General features: G+C 64.3%; 17 protein-coding genes. 5 read left to right on the top strand and 12 right to left on the bottom strand.

Annotation, left to right across the window (positions count from 1 at the left end):
* Position 1 precedes the first annotated feature (1 nt).
* Positions 2-706, bottom strand: a complete 705-nt coding sequence (gene pcaH / locus H3V53_RS28950) for a protocatechuate 3,4-dioxygenase subunit beta (RefSeq protein WP_054924667.1) — start codon at positions 704-706, stop codon at positions 2-4.
* A gap of 108 nt (positions 707-814) precedes the next feature.
* On the opposite strand from pcaH, the gene pcaQ reads away from it, so the two are divergent.
* Both pcaQ and H3V53_RS28940 read left to right on the top strand, forming a co-directional pair.
* Positions 815-1,849 carry a pca operon transcription factor PcaQ gene (pcaQ, locus tag H3V53_RS28945; RefSeq protein ID WP_336600838.1) on the top strand — a complete coding sequence of 345 codons (1,035 nt, stop codon included), beginning with the start codon at positions 815-817 and terminating at the stop codon, positions 1,847-1,849.
* 216 nt (positions 1,850-2,065) lie between these two features.
* On the top strand, positions 2,066-3,193 hold the full coding sequence (locus H3V53_RS28940) for a 4-hydroxyphenylpyruvate dioxygenase family protein (RefSeq protein ID WP_336600837.1): 1,128 nt from the start codon (positions 2,066-2,068) through the stop codon (positions 3,191-3,193).
* Between the two features lie 6 nt (positions 3,194-3,199).
* Here H3V53_RS28940 and H3V53_RS28935 read toward each other — a convergent pair whose 3' ends face one another.
* Positions 3,200-3,826: a helix-turn-helix domain-containing protein gene (locus H3V53_RS28935; protein ID WP_336600836.1), complete on the bottom strand. Its 627-nt coding sequence runs from the start codon at positions 3,824-3,826 to the stop codon at positions 3,200-3,202.
* A gap of 325 nt (positions 3,827-4,151) precedes the next feature.
* On the opposite strand from H3V53_RS28935, the gene amaB reads away from it, so the two are divergent.
* A complete protein-coding gene (gene amaB / locus H3V53_RS28930; protein ID WP_336600835.1) occupies positions 4,152-5,651 on the top strand; it encodes an L-piperidine-6-carboxylate dehydrogenase in 1,500 nt (499 codons plus the stop codon).
* Positions 5,652-5,765: 114 nt separating this feature from the next.
* Positions 5,766-6,938, top strand: a complete 1,173-nt coding sequence (locus tag H3V53_RS28925; RefSeq protein ID WP_336600834.1) for an NAD(P)/FAD-dependent oxidoreductase — start codon at positions 5,766-5,768, stop codon at positions 6,936-6,938.
* A 9-nt stretch (positions 6,939-6,947) separates the two neighbouring features.
* On the opposite strand, the gene H3V53_RS28920 is transcribed toward H3V53_RS28925, so the two are convergent.
* From H3V53_RS28920 to H3V53_RS28895, 6 genes are all read right to left on the bottom strand, one after another.
* Positions 6,948-8,552, bottom strand: coding sequence for an alanine/glycine:cation symporter family protein (locus H3V53_RS28920; RefSeq protein ID WP_336600833.1), 1,605 nt, complete (start codon positions 8,550-8,552; stop codon positions 6,948-6,950).
* 61 nt (positions 8,553-8,613) lie between these two features.
* Positions 8,614-9,123, bottom strand: coding sequence for a metal-dependent hydrolase (locus H3V53_RS28915; RefSeq protein ID WP_054924662.1), 510 nt, complete (start codon positions 9,121-9,123; stop codon positions 8,614-8,616).
* A gap of 127 nt (positions 9,124-9,250) precedes the next feature.
* Positions 9,251-9,589 (bottom strand): hypothetical protein, encoded by a 339-nt coding sequence (locus H3V53_RS28910; protein ID WP_054924661.1) that lies wholly within the window; start codon positions 9,587-9,589, stop codon positions 9,251-9,253.
* 216 nt (positions 9,590-9,805) lie between these two features.
* On the bottom strand, positions 9,806-10,228 hold the full coding sequence (locus tag H3V53_RS28905) for a hypothetical protein (RefSeq protein ID WP_336600868.1): 423 nt from the start codon (positions 10,226-10,228) through the stop codon (positions 9,806-9,808).
* Between the two features lie 271 nt (positions 10,229-10,499).
* The gene (locus H3V53_RS28900; protein ID WP_336600832.1) at positions 10,500-11,654 is read right to left on the bottom strand and encodes a porin; all 1,155 of its coding nucleotides are present in this window, start codon (positions 11,652-11,654) and stop codon (positions 10,500-10,502) included.
* 464 nt (positions 11,655-12,118) lie between these two features.
* On the bottom strand, positions 12,119-12,346 hold the full coding sequence (locus H3V53_RS28895) for a hypothetical protein (RefSeq protein ID WP_336600831.1): 228 nt from the start codon (positions 12,344-12,346) through the stop codon (positions 12,119-12,121).
* On the opposite strand from H3V53_RS28895, the gene H3V53_RS28890 reads away from it, so the two are divergent.
* Positions 12,336-12,839, top strand: coding sequence for a hypothetical protein (locus H3V53_RS28890; protein WP_336600830.1), 504 nt, complete (start codon positions 12,336-12,338; stop codon positions 12,837-12,839). The genes H3V53_RS28895 and H3V53_RS28890 overlap by 11 nt on opposite strands.
* Before the next feature lie 23 nt (positions 12,840-12,862).
* Here the strand turns inward: H3V53_RS28890 and H3V53_RS28885 are convergent, their stop codons facing one another.
* The 4 genes from H3V53_RS28885 to H3V53_RS28870 form a co-directional block, all read right to left on the bottom strand.
* A complete protein-coding gene (locus tag H3V53_RS28885; protein ID WP_054924658.1) occupies positions 12,863-13,291 on the bottom strand; it encodes an HIT domain-containing protein in 429 nt (142 codons plus the stop codon).
* Positions 13,292-14,007: 716 nt separating this feature from the next.
* Complete coding sequence (locus H3V53_RS28880; RefSeq protein WP_336600829.1) at positions 14,008-14,319, bottom strand: DUF4148 domain-containing protein; 312 nt, start codon at positions 14,317-14,319, stop codon at positions 14,008-14,010.
* Positions 14,320-14,489: 170 nt separating this feature from the next.
* The gene (locus tag H3V53_RS28875; protein WP_336600828.1) at positions 14,490-15,611 is read right to left on the bottom strand and encodes a lipocalin-like domain-containing protein; all 1,122 of its coding nucleotides are present in this window, start codon (positions 15,609-15,611) and stop codon (positions 14,490-14,492) included.
* Positions 15,611-17,026, bottom strand: a 1,416-nt coding sequence (locus tag H3V53_RS28870; RefSeq protein WP_336600827.1) for an ABC transporter permease, incomplete at its 5' end; no start/stop codon positions are given. The genes H3V53_RS28875 and H3V53_RS28870, both read right to left, overlap by 1 nt.

Raw genomic sequence — 17,026 nt, 5'->3', positions numbered from 1 at the left:
ATTAGCGCTCCATCGGGGTTTCGTTCGGGCCGCGCAGCACGATATCGAATTCGTAGCCGAGCGCGTAGTTCTCTTCCGTCACGTCGAGCGTGAAGCGCGAGATCAGTCGGTCGCGGGCGCCTTCGGGCGTGCCCTGGAAGATCGGGTCGTATTGCAGCAGCGGATCGCCGGGGAAGTACATCTGCGTGACAAGCCGCGAACCGAAATAGTCGCCGAACAGCGAGAAGTGAATGTGATTCGGGCGCCATGCGTTCGGGTGATTGCCCCATGGATATGCGCCGGGCTTGATCGTCATGAAGCGATAGCGGCCGTCGTTGTCGGTCAGGCAGCGGCCCGCGCCGAGGAAGTTCGGATCGAGCGGCGCGTCGTGCTGGTCATTCTTGTGCACATAACGGCCCGCGGCGTTCGCCTGCCACACTTCGACGAGCGTATTGCGCACGGGGCGGCCGCCTTCGTCGAGCACGCGGCCCGTCACGATGATGCGCTCGCCGAGCGGCTCGCCGTTTTTCGCGGCATTGCGCGTCAGGTCGTTGTCGAGCGGGCCGAGATCTTCCGCGCCGTAGACGGGCACGCGCTGGTCGCGCAGACGCTCCTTCAGCGGAATCAGCGGACGCGTCGGGCCGCGCTTGACGGACGAGCCGTACGGCGCATGGACATACGCGGGATGCGAGGGGAAGTCGCGCGGACTCAGAATGGAATCGTCCATCAGATGTCTCCTTGGGGATTCGTTTATGGATAGTGGATGACGAGACTTTATAGAAGCCGGGAAGTTATGCAAAATGACGTTTTTTCGTATCTCGTATAACGTCCCGTTATGCAACGAAGCCTCGCTGACAGCCGCGTGAAATTCCGGCACCTGCAGTGCTTTCTGGCCGTTGCGCAATTCGGCGGCGTGCAGAAGGCGGCGCAAAGCCTGTCGATCACACAGCCTGCCGTATCGAAGACAGTCGCCGAACTCGAAGAGATTCTCGGCGTGCGCCTGTTCGAGCGCGGCCGGCACGGCGCCGTGCCGACGCGCGAAGGGCAGCTCTTCATGCCGCACGCGAGCGCCTGCGTGAGCGCGCTGCGCCAGGGCGTCGACCTGCTCGCGCGTGCGCAGGGCGAGGCGGCGGCGACGCTCGATATCGGCGTGTTGCCGACTGTCGCCACGTCGCTCGTGCCGCCTGTCATGCGCCTCTTTCGCGTGCAATGGCGCAACGCGATTGTGCGGCTCAACACGGGTTCGAACACCGAATTGCTGGAGCGGCTAAAGGCGGGCGCGATCGAATTCGCCGTCGGCAGACTGGCCGATCCGGAGCGGATGGTCGGGCTGACGTTCGAGCAGCTGTACAGTGAACCGCTCATCGCCGTGGTGCGCGTGGGACATGCGATGGCGTCGGGCGCGGTCGCGCCGGCGACGCAATTGCAGCAGTTCCCCGTCGTCGTGCCGCCGTACGGCACGTTGATCCGGCAGTCGGCGGAAAGCCTGCTGCGCGCGTGGGCCGTGCCGCCGTTGTCGTCGTTTCTTGAGGTGTTGTCGGTGTCGGTGGGGCGCGCGCTCGCGCTCGAAAACGATGCGGTCTGGTTCGTGCCGCGCAGCGCGATCGAATACGAACTGGCGCATGGCTTGCTCGTTCCTTTGCCGTTGCCCGTGGCGGGCACCGAGGAGCCCGTCGGGCTGATCCTGCGCTCTGATACGCAGCCGACGCCCGTCGGCCGCGCGCTGATCGACGCCGTGCGCAAGGTGGCGCGCGAGCGGCTCGCGCGCGATGTCGAGCGCGCGCGGCGGGCGGCGCGGACAAGCCGGCCGCGAAAGGCCGCGCGAAGCCCGCTGCAAAGCGTCCTGCGCAATCCGCGCCCGGCGCGATGAAGGAGCGCGGCAAGCCGCAACGCAGCGCGCTGCCCGCAAAAGCGGCGCGTCAAAAAACGCCGCTATGAACTGATTAGTACAAAATCGAGGTTGCAAGAAGGGCGCTGCGCGGTGTAAAACACGGTGCGCGGCGGCCCCGAGCGGTCGCCAGCCCGAGTTGAAGCAGTACGACCCGGCACCACCCAGCACGACCCCGCACGACCCACGGAGATCCCCATGCCCAGCGACCTGCCGACCCCTGCCGATGCGCTCAAGGCCGTCGAGGACCCGCAGCACAATCCGCTCGGCACGGCCGGCATCGAGTTCGTCGAATTTGCCGCGCGCCATCCGCAGGCGCTCGCGGAAACGTTCGAGAAGCTCGGCTTCAAGCCGATCGCGCGTCACATCAGCAAGGACGTCACGCTGTTTCGCCAGGCCGACATGAATTTCCTGCTGAACGCCGAGCCGGATTCGTTCGCCGAGCGCTATGCGCAGGAGTACGGCGTGGGCGTCTGCGCCATCGGCATTCGCGTCGCGGATGCGCAAAAGGCCTTCGATCGTGCCGTCGAACTGGGCGCGTGGGCCTATGAAGGCGAGCGCATCGGCAAGGGCGAACTTCTGATTCCGTCTATCCAGGGCATCGGCGATTCACATATCTATTTCGTCGATCGCTGGCGCGGGCGCGGCGGCCAGAAAGGCGGGCTCGGCGATATCTCGATCTTCGACATCGACTTTCGTCCGATCGAAATGAGCACCGCGCAGGCCGACTTGAGCCACGCGGGCACGGGCCTCGTCGCCGTCGATCATCTGACGCAAACGGTCGGCGCGGGGCGCATGCAGGAATGGCTCGACTTCTATCGCGAGCTACTGAATTTCCGCGAGATTCACGAACTGCACGCGAACTGGCATGTGTCGGCGGAATCGCGCGTGATGGTGTCGCCGTGCGGCGCGATCCGCATTCCGCTCTACGAGGAAGGCACGCCGCGCACGAATCTGATGCACGAGTATTTGCCCGACCATCCGGGCGAAGGCGTGCAGCACATCGCGCTCGCCACCGACGACATCTTCGCGTGCATCGACAGCATGCTGGCCAACGGCATCGAACTCGTCGAGCCGCCGCCGCGCTACTACGATCAGCTCGACGCGCGCCTGCCCGGCCACGGGCTCGATATCGAACGGCTCAGGCGCGGGCGGATTCTCGTCGACGGCGAGATCGGCGCCGATGGCGTGCCGCTGCTGTTTTTCCAGACGTTCGTGCTGCGCCGCGAAGGAGAAATCTTCTTCGAAATCGTGCAGCGCAAGGGGCATCACGGTTTTGGCGAAGGCAATCTCAGCGCGCTGGCGCAGGCGCGCGCGGCCACATAACGCCGTTTATTTCTTCGATGCGCCGGTGCCCGGCTGCCGCAGATCGGCATTCGTCGCCATCCACAGCACTTCCGCGTCTTCTTCGCTCGTCGAAACGGCCGCGTGCCCCGTGCGGCTGTCGAAATAGAGGCTGTCTCCGGCGTTCAGATGCGTCGGCGCATACAGCTCCGAATACAGGCACACGCTGCCGCTGATCACATACAGAAACTCTTCGCCTTCGTGGCGGCCCCAATCGTCGAACGCGTCGAGCGTGTGCGCCGTAATGCGGATGCGAAACGGCAGCATCGCCTTGTGCGCGAGATCCGTCGCCAGCAGTTCCATCTGATAGCCGCGATACGCATGGCGCTGGCCCGCGTCCTTGCGCGTGAGCGCGCGCCGGCCGCTCGCGTTGAGCTTCGGCGTCGAGCCGAACAGTTCGCCCAGATCGATCTTGAGTCCCACGACGATCTTCTGCAGCACGTCGAAGGTTGGCGACATCAGCCCGTTTTCAACTTTCGACAACGTGGAGCGCGACACGCCGCACAGGCGGCTCGCCGTTTCCAGCGTGAGATCGTGGGCGAGGCGCGCGGCGCGCACGCGCCGGCCGAGGTCGGACGTCGAGGTTTCGGTCGACTTGGTCAGTGAGGTGTCCATGAGCTTGATTGACAGTGCGGCATGACGCTTTCGTTGCGTTTCCGATCATAACATTCGCGCACGCGCGACCTGCCGGACAGCGCGGCTGCCATGCCGGACAGGCGAACGTTTTCCGATCTGAAACAACCTGTGCAGTGTGCCCGATCACGTGGTCCGCCGAAAGGCACGATGCGTACAAACGCAGGAAAACCCTGATTTTCCCCTGATTTCACGCGCGATCACATCACGCAGGAACATGTCGCAGCGCCGCTTGTCGCCATAAAAGCCGGCGTGTATAGTTTCCGAACTTACTTTTGTTTCGTATCGGAAATCAAAGGAACCCGGAATGAACGCATCGAGCATTCTCGCCGAACTCGGCATTGCAGACGCAGCACAAGCGGGCGACATCGCCGTTCATTCGCCCATCACGGGCGAACTCATCGGCCGCGTGGCGAGCCAGAGCGCGGCGCAAGTCGACACGGTGCTCGCCAACGCGAAACAGGCCTTCGAGCAATGGCGCAACGTGCCCGCGCCGCGCCGCGGCGAACTCGTGCGCATTCTCGGCGAGCGTCTGCGCGAGAAGAAACAGGCGCTCGGCAGCCTCATCACGCTGGAAATGGGCAAGATCCTGCAAGAGGGCCTGGGTGAGGTGCAGGAAATGATCGACATCTGCGACTTCGCGGTCGGCCTGTCGCGCCAGCTTTACGGTCTGACGATCGCATCGGAGCGTCCCGGCCATCGCATGTCGGAATCGTGGCATCCGATGGGCACCTGCGTCGTGATCTCGGCGTTCAATTTCCCCGCAGCGGTGTGGTCGTGGAACGCGGCGCTGGCGCTGGTGTGCGGCAATGCCGTCGTGTGGAAGCCGTCGGAGAAAACGCCTCTCACGGCGCTCGCCGTCAACAGGATTCTCGACGAAGCCCTGAACGAATTCGGCGATGCGCCCGCGGGTCTCACGGCCGTCGTCAATGGCGGGCGCGACGTGGGCGCGAAACTGGTGGCGGACCCGCGCGCGTCGATCGTCAGCGCGACGGGCAGCACGGAAATGGGCCGTACGGTCGGCGTCGAAGTGGCGAAGCGCTTTGGCCGGTCGCTGCTCGAACTCGGCGGCAACAATGCGGGCATCGTCGCGCAGACGGCCGATCAGGAGCTCGCGCTGCGCGGCATTCTGTTCTCGGCGGTCGGCACGGCGGGTCAGCGCTGTACGACGCTGCGGCGCCTGTTCGTGCACGACAGCGTGTACGAACAGACCGTCGAGCGCCTGAAGCAGCTTTATGCAAAGGTGCCGATCGGTAATCCGCTCGAAAAGGGCACGCTGATGGGACCGCTGATCGACAAGCAGTCGTTCGCGCGCATGCAGGAAGCGCTGCAACAGGCCACGGCGGAAGGCGGCAAGGTGTTCGGCGGCGAGCGCGTCGAAGTGAAGGGCCACGAAGGCGGCTACTACGTGCGCCCGGCGCTCGTCGAAATGCCGTCGCAAACGGCCGTCGTGCTGAAGGAAACGTTCGCGCCGATTCTCTACGTGCTGCGCTACACGAACTTCGACGACGCGATCGCCGCGAACAACGCCGCGCATCACGGCCTGTCGTCGTGCGCGTTCACCACCGACCTGCGCGAAGCCGAGCGTTTCATGTCGGCTTCCGGCAGCGATTGCGGCATCGCGAATGTGAACATCGGACCGAGCGGCGCGGAGATTGGCGGCGCGTTCGGCGGCGAGAAGGAAACGGGCGGTGGGCGTGAGTCGGGTTCCGATGCATGGAAGGCATACATGCGCCGCGCGACGAACACGGTCAACTACTCGTCGGCGCTGCCGCTCGCGCAAGGCATCGACTTCAACATCGGCTGAGGTTCGAACGCGGCACGCCTCGCGCGCCGTGTTCCTTCCGTCAGCCTGCCTGAACGTCATTCAATCCGTCGCGGGCAGCCGTTGCCCGTCGACCCGCTTCGTCTGGAGTGGCCTGTGAGTTCGAAAGTCGTCGTTGTCGGTGGAGGCGTGATCGGCAGTTCGATCGCCTATTTCTTGCGGCTGTCGGACCCGACGGTCAGCGTGACCGTGATCGAGCGTGATCCGACGTATGCGCGCTCGTCGTCGGCGTTATCGGCGGCGTCGATCCGGCAGCAGTTCTCGACGCCGTTGTCGATCCGGATGTCGCTGTTCGGCATCGAGTTCCTGCGCTCGATCGGCGAGCGGCTGGAGATCGACGGCGAAAAGCCTTCCATCGATCTGCACGAAGGCGGCTATCTGTTTCTCGCCACAGCTTCGGGTGAAGCGACGCTGCGCGAGAATCACGCGCTGCAACAGCGCCTCGGCGCCGACATCACGTTGCTCGACAAGGCGTCGCTCGATGCCCGCTTTCCGTGGCTGAACACGGGCGACCTGAGCGCAGGCGCGTTCGGCGAAACGGGCGAAGGCTGGTTCGACGGCTACGGTCTTGTGCAGGCGCTGCGCAAGAAGGCGCAGGCGCTGGGCGCACGCTATGTCGCCGACGACGTGACCGCGCTGCATCGTGAAGGGCGCCGCGTCACGCGCGTGGCGACATCAAGCGGCGAGACGTTTGCATGCGATGTCGTCGTGAACGCGGCGGGTGCGTGGGCGCGCCGCGTGGCGTCGATGATGGACATCGAGCTGCCTGTGTTCGCGCGCCGCCGCAGCATCTTCAATGTGAGCTCGCCCGCGAAGCTCGCGCATTGTCCGCTGCTGATCGACCCGACGGGCGTCTATTTTCGTCCTGAGGGCCAGTCGTTCATCTGCGGCACGTCGCCGTCGCCCGACAATGATCCCGACGATCTGCCCCTCGACGAAGTCGATCATGCGCTGTTCGACGACGTGATCTGGCCGACGCTCGCGAACCGCGTGCCGCAGTTCGAAGCGCTGCGCGTCGAGCATTGCTGGTCCGGCTACTACGAGTACAACGTGCTCGATCAGAACGCGATTATCGGCCGTCATCCGGATATCGAGAACTGCATCTTCGCCAACGGCTTCAGCGGACACGGCCTGCAGCAAGGTCCGGCGACGGGACGCGGCGTCAGCGAGCTGATCCTGCGCGGCCGCTACGAGACGCTCGATCTGTCGTCGCTTGGCTTCGAGCGCGTGCTCGAGAACCGGCCGATCGTCGAGAAGAACGTCGTGTGAGCTGATTCGCTAGCCGCCGATGCGCTCGCGCGGCGCGGCTTCATGGTCGTCGCGATGCGGCGTGGCGCTGCGCTGGGCGGCCGTCCAGTAGTCGGTGCGCACGCCGATTTCTGCCGAAACGAAACGCTCGGCGCGCCCGCGCGTTGCCCGATAATGCGCGAGCGCCTTGTAGACGAGACCTTGTCCCACCAGCACGATGGGCACATTCAGCAGCACCATCACGATATTCATCAGGTCGGACAGTGCCCACAGGTTCGGCAGTTCGAGTCCCGCCAGCACGGTCAGCGCGCCGAACGGCACGAACACGAGCGAGCCCGTCACGCGAATGCCCACGATGAAGCCACGGCTGCGCGAAATGAAGTTAGCCGAGATTTCGGCGAACGAAATCATGCCGAGCAGCGTCGTGAACGCGAAGAGGCCGTAGCAGACGCACATCGTGATGCGGATCAGATTGCCGACGGACGCGGGCACCAGCGTCTGCACGGAAGCGAGATAAACGGTGATCTTCGACGCGCGCACCGATTCCCACGCCTGGCCGTCGACGCTGCCCGTCCACACGTGCGCCATCACGACGATGAAGCCCGTCATCGTGCAGATCACCATCGTGTCGAAGAACACGCCGAGGCTTTGCACGAAGCCCTGTTCGCACGGGTGATCGTTGTCGGCGATCGCGGCCGCCATCGTGATCGTGCCTTGTCCCGCTTCATTCGACATCAGCCCGCGCTTGACGCCTTGTGCGAGCGCGGTGCCAATCGCGCCGCCGAACAGCGCATGCGGCGCGAACGCACCGACGAACACTTCGCGGAAGAAATATGGAATCAGCGGCAGATTGATCGCGATGATGACGAGCGACATCAGGCAGAACAGCGCGGCCTTGATGGGGACGAGCACATCGGTGTAAGCAGTCACGCGGCGGATGCCGCCCATGATGATGAACGAGCACGCGGCGATCAGGCACGCCGCGATCGCGTAGTAGACGCCCGACTGGCGCGCGAGATGCGTGCCCGCGACGGTATCGGCGATCGTGCCGATCGCGGTGAACACGTTGAAGGTTTGCGGCGGCACGTTAAAGAGCGCGTAGACGATGAACACCAGCGACCAAAACGTGCCGACCATTCGCCTGTCACCGAGAATGCGCCGCCCATAAAACGGCAGCCCGCCGACGAACTCGTCGTGTTTCTTCTCCTTGAACAACTGCGCGAGCGTGGACTCCATGAAGGCCGTCGCCATGCCGAAGAACGCGGCGACCCACATCCAGAACAACGCGCCCGGCCCGCCCACGGAAATCGCGCCCGTGATGCCGACGATATTGCCCGGACCCGCGCGCATCGCGAGTCCGAGCATGAACGAAGCGAGCGCGCTCACGCCCGTACGCGACGATTGCCTGCGCAGCATGATGCGCACGATGTCGCCGGGGCGCATCGTCTGGATGAAGCGGGTGCGGATCGTGAAGTGAACGCCGACGCCGACCAGCAGCAGGATCGCGAACGGAAGCTGTCCGAGCACGGGAATGCGGGCGTATCCGTGAAAGTTGGTGGGGAAGTCCCAGAGAAAGTCCGAGATCGGCGCGATGAAGGCGAACAATGCGTTCACGGAACGGAAGAGGTCTTCCATGCGTGTCTCCCTGTGTCGTTTTGAGCCTTGCTGGAAGGCGTTTTTGCATGAGACGAGAAAGCTATAGCAAGTGCTTCAGCATCGTCAATGGTGCCGTGCCGCGCATCCACACGTGCGAAACGACGAACCACGCGCCCGCCCATGACGCCGCGACGACGAGCAAGTCGCAATGTCCGCTGTTCCACAGGTTCAGCGAATGACGGCCGAGAATCCAGGGGACGCCCAGCGGATTCGGCCAGTCGGCGAGCAGGTGCATCACGCCGCCGCATGCGAATCCAAACGCGACGGCGGCCTCGGGATGATGCGGCATCGCGTGCCACGCGAAGAACAACGCGGCGAGCCAGCCGAGCCCCCAGTGCGTCGCCGTGCGATGCGTGATCCATAAACGCTTCTTGCGCGACCACCACGCCACTTCGAGCCAGTCCGGCGCCGTCGCGCCCGCGACGCCCGCGGCGAATGCGAGCCACAGCCACACGTGAAACGGACCGTGCGATCCGTGCTGCGCGGCCAGCGCCGCCGAGATGATGCCGGCCGCCCAACCCGTCGCGTGATGTGCGTTGCTCGATGCCATTGAAGTCGCGCTGCCGGTGGGCGCGGAAAAAGATGGGCGGCCATCTTCGCAGAAGCATGCATAAAAAAATAGCCCGCGACGTGCGCGGGCTATGGCTGGCGATCGTGCCGTTACGAAGACTTACACATCAAGTCGCGCAACGCGCAATCGCAAAGCGCATTTCTTCCTCGGGTGGATCGTCGCCCGAGCCGCGCACGACCTTGATCACCGAGCCGTGACCCGAAGGTGTCAGCGTAATGAAATACGAACCGTTCGACGACGAGCCAATCGTCAGATCGGTGATGCCGTTGGCCTTCGATGCATGCACGCGCGACAGGCGGCTGTCGAGGCAGCGCGCGATGTCGGACACGGGGCGCGCCGACGACACGTACACCATCGGTTCGGCGGAGGCGCTGCCTTCGGGGCCGCGCGACGAGCCGCACGCGGCGAGGATGGCGAGGGGAGCGAGAAGAATGAGTCGTTTCATGATTGTCGTCGGCGTCCTTGTGCTGCGGCGCAAGCCAACACCGATGCTTCGCGAAGGAAGCCGACTGCGCCGAGGGCGCGCGCATCGTCGAAAGAGTGTCAACGATTGCAAACACGTCCTAGCTTGAAGTATACCGGCGCGCCTCATGTGCGAATGCGGCATCGTGTTAGAAAACATTTCGAAACCGGTCGCGAGTTCCGCCGTCGGCGACGATGCCTAGAACCGGTTCGTGTACGCCAGCCCCACCGTCGTCCCGTGCGCATTGCGGCGATACGTGATCGCCCAGTGCGCCAGCGCCGCGCCCGTCAGCGCGCCGAGCGCGTCGGCGGCGAGATCCTTGTACGAGAAGCCGTCGGTGCGGCAGGTGCCGTCGATCACTTCTTTCGCGAGTCCGGGCACCGTGCCGATCAGCGTGCCGTAGACAATGGGATGCGCCGTGTCACGCGCCAGATATCCGCCGATCGCGCCGAACGGCGCCGATACCGCGAAATGCCCGAGTTTGTCGGTGCCCGTCCAACTATCCGAAGTCTGCCACTGCCAGCCGCCGTGCGAGCCGCTGCAATCCAGGCCGGCATGTGCGGCCGAACTGGCCGCCAGCATCAACGCGAGCGTGCTCGCGCGCTGGAATGTCGTCGTCATATGCTCTCCGATGTTGTTTTCCATTCGGGCGCCTTGTAGGAAATATCTGGCGCTTGTGAGCATTTAACGTCCGGTGCCGTCAGATCATTAGTAAACCGAATAAAAAGTGTTGCAGAACGTGTCGAAGAAACGTTGGAAGAGCAAACACTGTCGCGTCGAAGATAAAAAAAACGCGCGCGTTAAACAGCACGCGCGCGTTTTCGTCGATGACGACGATGGCCGCAGCGGACCGTCATCCGCTGCACAGAGACATGGCGTCGTCGGAAGAGGCTTAGAAGCGGTGACGCAGGCCCACTGCGACGGCCGTCTGGTTTTGCGTCGACGACGGCGTCAGCGTGTTGATCGCTGCGACGTTTGCGCCGAAGTCGCCGAGGCTGCCCGAAGCGTGCTGGTAGACGCCTTCCAGGTAGACGTCGGTGCGCTTGCTCAGCGAGTAGTCGCCTTGCAGCGAAACCGTGTGCCACTTCGGCGAGCCTTCGCCGTTCGAGCCCGACACCTTGCCGTCCGTGAACGTGTACGCAGCGGCAACCGACAGCGCCGGCGTGAACGCGTAGCGGCCGTTGATTTCATAGTTGTCGAGGTGCAGGTTGGTGCCCGACAGGCCGTTGATGAACGTGCCGCCGACGTTCGCGCTCTGCAGGTTGTCCATCTGCGAGTGCGTGTACACGAAGCCGGCGGTCGCCGGGCCGTACGTGTAGTTCGCGCCGACGCCGTACGTGCGTTGCGTCTGCGCAGCCAGTTGCGCCGCGCCGCCCGCGCCGGCCGAGATCGCGCCGTTCGTGTTGTTGCTGCCTGCGTTGTTCAGTTGCAGGTAAGCGGCCGCGATGTTCAACGGACCGTTCTTGTACGAAGCGCCCGCGCTCCACGCCCGGTTGTCGGCGAAGCCGTCCGCCTTGTTCGAGAAGCCGTACAGGCCGCCGAACTGCAGGCCGGCGTAGTTCGCGCTCGTGTACTTGACGGAGTTCTTGATCGAGAACGAGTTGTCGAGGTTGTCGTTGTCGAATGGGTGGCCGGCCAGGTTGTTGCCGTAGCCCGAACCCGCAGCCGACAGCGGCGCCAGGTAATCGACCACCGAGTCATATTGGCGGCCGAGCGTCAGCGCGCCGTACTGGTCGCTTTGCAGGCCGACGTACGCCTGACGGTTGAACAGCGTGTTGTTCTCACGGAAGCTGCCGTTGTTCAGGTTGAAGCCGCTCTCCAACGTGAAGATTGCGTGCAGGCCGTTACCGAGATCTTCGCTGCCGCGCAGACCGAAGTAGGTATCCGACACCGAGCCGCTGCCTTGCTGCCAGTTGCTGTGGCCAGCCTGGTTGTTCGTGTAGATGAGGCCGGCGTCCAGCGTGCCGTACAGGGTGACGCTGCTCTGTGCGTTGGCGCTTGCCGCGAACGCGCCGAGGATGCCCGCGACGATAAGGGTTTTTTTCATGCTTTATTACTCCGAGACTTTGCGTGAAGATCCCAATGCAGAAAACGCGTTGGATGCGTTCTGTCGAGTCGGGGAGCGAAGTGTATTACTAATGGAGAATCGGTTACTTTAATTTGGCGCAACAATCATTTCCGGAATCGGGAACAGAAGAAATAACGTCGCTAAGTATTTTTCTTTAAAGGATTTTTGGCCCGCCGGTGCGCGATGATGAGGGCTTGTCAATTGTCACATTGTTGCAACAACGCGACGTCGAAGGCTGAAATCGACGCGGGTTAACCCGATAAAAGCCGTTCCGTGGACCGATGGCAAGCGCCAATTCATGCGATTTTTGGAAAGGTACTCTTCCAGCTGATGCGCTCGCTCGGACTGGCTCCAGCTTATAGAATGCATATTGCCCCTTGACCAAGGGTAGTCTTTTTTATCTGTTTTTATGCGGCCTTCGGGCCGCTTTTTTTTTGCTCTTTCTAAATACACATGATTTCTGTTGTTCGATACGCAATTGATTGTTTCGCAATTTGATTGCCGGATTGATTGAACTTTGATTTAAGCGGTAAATCGCGCGCCGGCTTGTCCATTGGTTGTAGGAGAGCGGTTGACGCAGCGAGCGCGGGTAAAATGCCGGTTTTTCGCACGAGGCGCGCAACGCCGATGCGCCGCGCCCCACAACCCGAACGCTCCGCAATGACCGACACGCAACTCCCCGAATCCGACGCCGACAGCGCGTCCGAAGCTGTACACGAAGACCGCCTGTGGCACGACAACGGCTGGACCGCGCGCGTCATCAAGAACGAAGACGACGACGGCTGGGCCGTCGAGATGATCAAGGATGGCGAGGCCGAGCCCGCGCTGGTGGGCCCGTGGACGATGGGCCGCGACAAGAAGAATCCGAAGCCGCTCGACGTGTCGGCGTTCAACACGCTCGTGAAGACAGCATCGGAAGTGCTGCGCCGGCATGAGCAGCAACTGCACGCGCAGTTGCACAAGCGGCTGGTGGTGGAGTCGGGCGACGTGAGCGTCGAAGTGACGCTCGACATCATCCCCGATGAACACGATCCGTACGCGCTGCTCACGGCATTCGATCCGTTCGGCGAACAGCTCGCGCAAGTGAAAGTCGCGCCAAGCTTCAAGTTGACCCGGGCGAGCGCGGCGTCGTGGGTCGATAACGACTTTCGCCGTCCGGGCTGACGCCGCCTCTGCGGCGCTTCGCGTCAGGCGGACTTGTTCAGTTCCGCCTTGATGCGCTCGGCGAGCGCGCGCAACTCGTCGAGATCGGCGCGCTCGGCGGCGTGAATCTTGAGCGGAATGCCGTCGTGGCGCGGAATCACGTGAAAGTGAACATGCGGCACTGTCTGCCCGGAGGCCGCGCCGTTCAGCTGCGCGATCATCATGCCGGGCGGGTTGAGCACCGCCTTCACGGCGACGGCCACCTTGCGCGTCGTGCGGATCGCGGCGGCGGCGGCATCGTCGGACAGCTCGAATATCTCGGCCGCGGGCTCCTTCGGCAGCACCAGCACGTGGCCTTCGGCCTGCGGCATGATGTCCATGAACGCGACGGTGTGCTCGTCTTCGTAAATGCGGATGGACGGCAGTTCGTCACGCAGGATGCGGGCGAACGGGTTCTGCGGATCGTACGGCATGAGGGGCTCCCGTGGTCAGTCACTTCGGCCTTGCGTCGAAGGCCCTTTGATGAATGGTCCGGGAATTCTAGCCGACGATCCTTCGCATCACGGTACACAGCGCATGACGGCCGTTGCACCGCACACGCACGCGATCCGATCTTCCTTTCGCAACAGGTACTTGTGCGTGGTGTGCTCAGCTTGTCCACATCCTTACCCACGAAATCTGTGGACAACCGGCTGCGACGCGCGGGCGACACGTCAATCGCGGCGTGCATGCACTGCCGCCAATCCCATCAGGATCAAGCACTTGCGGATGCCGTGCTCAGGATACCCACAGCTTTGCCAACAAAAACTGTGGACAACCGCGTCTCGCGCGCGACACGCGGCAACCGCCAGGAGCGACGCTAACGTGCATGCAGGTCGGGCAAACTGAATTGCGTCAATGACTTGCGCTGGTCGTGCGCGAGTTGCTCACAGCCTTACCCACGGAATCTGTGGATATCCTCGCGCATTAAACCCGCTCGACACTCGCGTACGCGCAGCGTTTGACGTGTGTGGCGCCTCGACCGGCGATCCCAGTCGCATCAGCGACTTGGCGCTATTGCCCCAAGCTTTTCCACAGTGCTCTCAACAGATTCTGTGGATAGATCCTCGCCACGCGCCCGCGAGGCCGCCACAGCAACAGCGTCTACGAAACCTCCGCCGATGCCGTCGCGGCGACCTGCGTCATTGACTTACGGACGGCCGTACATCGCAAACCAGTCCTCCGACGACACCCGCGAGCCGCCCGATTGCGATGCGCTGTTCGCGACGCCGCCGTAACCGCTTGCTGCACCGTTTTGCGCGTTCACGCGCGACTGGGCAGCTTGCAGTTCATCGGGATAGTGCGCTTCCGTGCCTGCGCCCGGACGGTAGCCCGCCTTTTCCAGCTGGACCAGTTCCGCGCGAACTTGCGCGCGGGTCACGGGCTGGTTCGACTGAGCGAACGACACAGCGGGGATAGCGAGAGCGGCAGCAATGGCAACAGCCTTGATCAGCGACTTCATGATGAACCTCCAGTATTTTGCTTTGCCGTTGCAAACAGCCCTGTTTGCAATCGGTATGGAGGTAGTGTAGGTATGTAGCCGCTTAAGATTAAGACCCCTCGGTGGAAGTGACTCTTCCAAAAAACGGAGGGTTAACCCTTAAATTCGCGCGCGCCCTTGCGTGACAACCCTCAGCGTCCCTCGACCGTCAATTTTTTACCGTATCCCGTCAGCTCGAGGTAGCCGCGCCCGGCTTGCCGGCCGCCGCGCGAGAGCGTGACGGCGCCTTCCCAATAAAGCGCGCCCGTCGAGTCGCGCGAATCGAGTTCCTGATCGTCGATGAGCGGCGTCAGTTGCCAGTGAAGGTTGCCCGTACGGACGACGGTCGCCACGGGGTACGGCGTATCGGTGCGCGGCGAGCGCCATTGGCGCGTCGGCGTGAAGTCGACGTCGCCGGGGCCGTATTGCGTGATGTGTCCGTCGGCGGCGCGCAGCGCCGCGTGCGCCCAGACTGCATGACCGTCGGCGGCGCGCACCTTGAACGCCATCAGCGCCGCGCCGTCCGCCAGATTCGCGCCGAGCCAGTCCCAGCCGACGGCATCGGCGGCGAGCAGCGTGCTCGACCACTCGTGATCGAGCCACGCGCTGCCCGTCACGGCCGTGGCCGCGTCGGCGTGGCCCGCGCCATCGGCGGCCGGACGCGTGACGCTGCCCGTCACGCGCAGGTGCGGCTCGCTGTAGTAGTAGCTCGCCTGTTCGGGCCGCGGTCCCTTGCGCGAGTAGCCGTTCGCACCCTGCACGAGGGGCGCCTGGGTCGGCGTGAACGTCAGGTGCAGCGCGAAGCCGGCGGCGTCGGCGGTGACGTCGTAGTGGCCGTCCGCCGCGCGCACCATGCGCCAGCTGTCGAGCCGCACGTCGGTATTGTCGGCCTTCGCATACGCAAGGCCGAAGCCCTGCCGCGCGATCTTCTGATCGTGCACCAGCCGGCCCAGCTTCGGATCGCTCAGTGCGGCGTGCGCGATGATCAGTTGTGCCGGCGCGAACGCGCTCGGGTCGTTTGCCGGATGGCCCGTCGCCGAGCGGAAAAACGTGATCTGGAAGCCGAGCGGCTGGCCGTCGGGCGTATCGAGCCAGCCCGTCGCGTACCACCATTCGGTGCGAAACGCGGGATGCGCGCCGGTGTCGCGCGGCAGGTCGATGGGCTTGCCGGGCGCGACGGCCTCAAACTGTGCAGACGTGTTGCCCTCCGCCAGCACCGACGATGCGCCGCACGCGCACGCAAGCACGGCGAGCAAAGCAAAGGCGCGGCGCATCACCAGTCCTCCCTGACGGCGCGCACGGCGTCGACGGATACGGCCCGGCGGCCTGCCAGCACGGCCGTCGTACACGACGAAGCGAGCATCACGAGCGCGAGCGTCGACAGCAGCGCCCACGGCACGTGCAGCGACATGCTCCAGTGAAACGACTGCGGATTGACGACGAACACGAGTATCAGGCTGATCGCGAAGCCGAGCGCGCAGCCCATCGCAATGCCGAGCGCGGTGAGCAGGCCGCCTTCCGTGGCGAGCAGCGCGAGGATCTGCGCGCGCGTCACGCCGACATGGCGCAGCATCCCGAACTCGCGCGAGCGCGACAGCGTCTGCGCGGAAAACGTCGCGGCGACGCCGAACAGCCCGATCACAATCGCGACGGCCTCGAGCAGATACGTGACGGCAAAACTTCGATCGAAGATGGTCAACGTGCGCGCGCGAATCTCGCCGGGCTGCGAGAAGTCGAGCGCGTTCGCGAACGGCAGCGCGCGCAATGCCGCGATGGCCTGCGCGGCGCTGACGCCGGGCTCGAGCGTGAGCGCGGCATCGGTGGCGCCCGTGTCGCCCGTCAAACGCCGATAGTCGGCGAGCCGGATTTGCAGCGCGCCCGTCTGCCGCACGTAGTCGCGCCAGATTCCCGCGACGACGACCGTCGCGCCGCGTTCGCCGATCGGCAGCGTCAGCCGTTCACCCACGCGATAGCCGTACAGATCGACCATCGCCTCCGACGCCCACACGGGCGTCTCGCCTTCGTGCAACGCGGACGGCGGCGAGACCGCGCCGGTGATCTGCAGCGTCGCGCCGGGATCGGCGGCATCGATTTCGCGCGCGAGCAGCGCGAGCAGCGCGAGCAGATCGAGTGTCAGTTGCGACGTGCGCGCGAACGCCGCGTGCCGGATGCCGTGCGCCGCCGCGACCTGCGCCTGTTGCTGCAGGTCCAGGCCGCCCGTGTCGCCGTTCGGCGCGACGCGCACGTAGATGTCGGCGGAGAGCAGATGCGCGAGCCAGTCTTCCACCGACACGCGGAAGCTCGCGACCATGATCGCCATCGCGACGATCAGTGTGAAGCTCGACAGCACGCCGCCCATCGCGATCGACGCCTGCCCCGGCGCATTGGCGAGCCGCGCGAGCGCCAGCGCGATCATGGGCGAGCGCCGTCGCGGGCGTCGCTGCGGGTGTCGCTGTAAAGCGGATGCCGCCGACAGCGCGCGGAACAGCATCGACGTCACGCGCGGCATCAGCGCAATGCCGCCGATCAACAGCAACGCGACGGCGAGATAGCCCGCGATCGGCACGTCGAAGACGGGTGGCGCCTGCGTCAGCGCCGCGCCGAGCGCGAGGCAGGCGAGCGCGGGCCACGGCGTCGACAGCTTGCCGAGCGCGGCTTCTTCGCCGCCCGCCTTCAGCGCGGGCGCGGG

It is taken from the genome of Paraburkholderia bengalensis (genome assembly GCF_037126505.1).
In the GTDB taxonomy this organism is placed as follows: Bacteria; Pseudomonadota; Gammaproteobacteria; order Burkholderiales; family Burkholderiaceae; genus Paraburkholderia; species Paraburkholderia bengalensis.
Note: the sequence above shows the minus strand (reverse complement) of the source record. Positions and strands in the feature narration are given on the sequence as shown.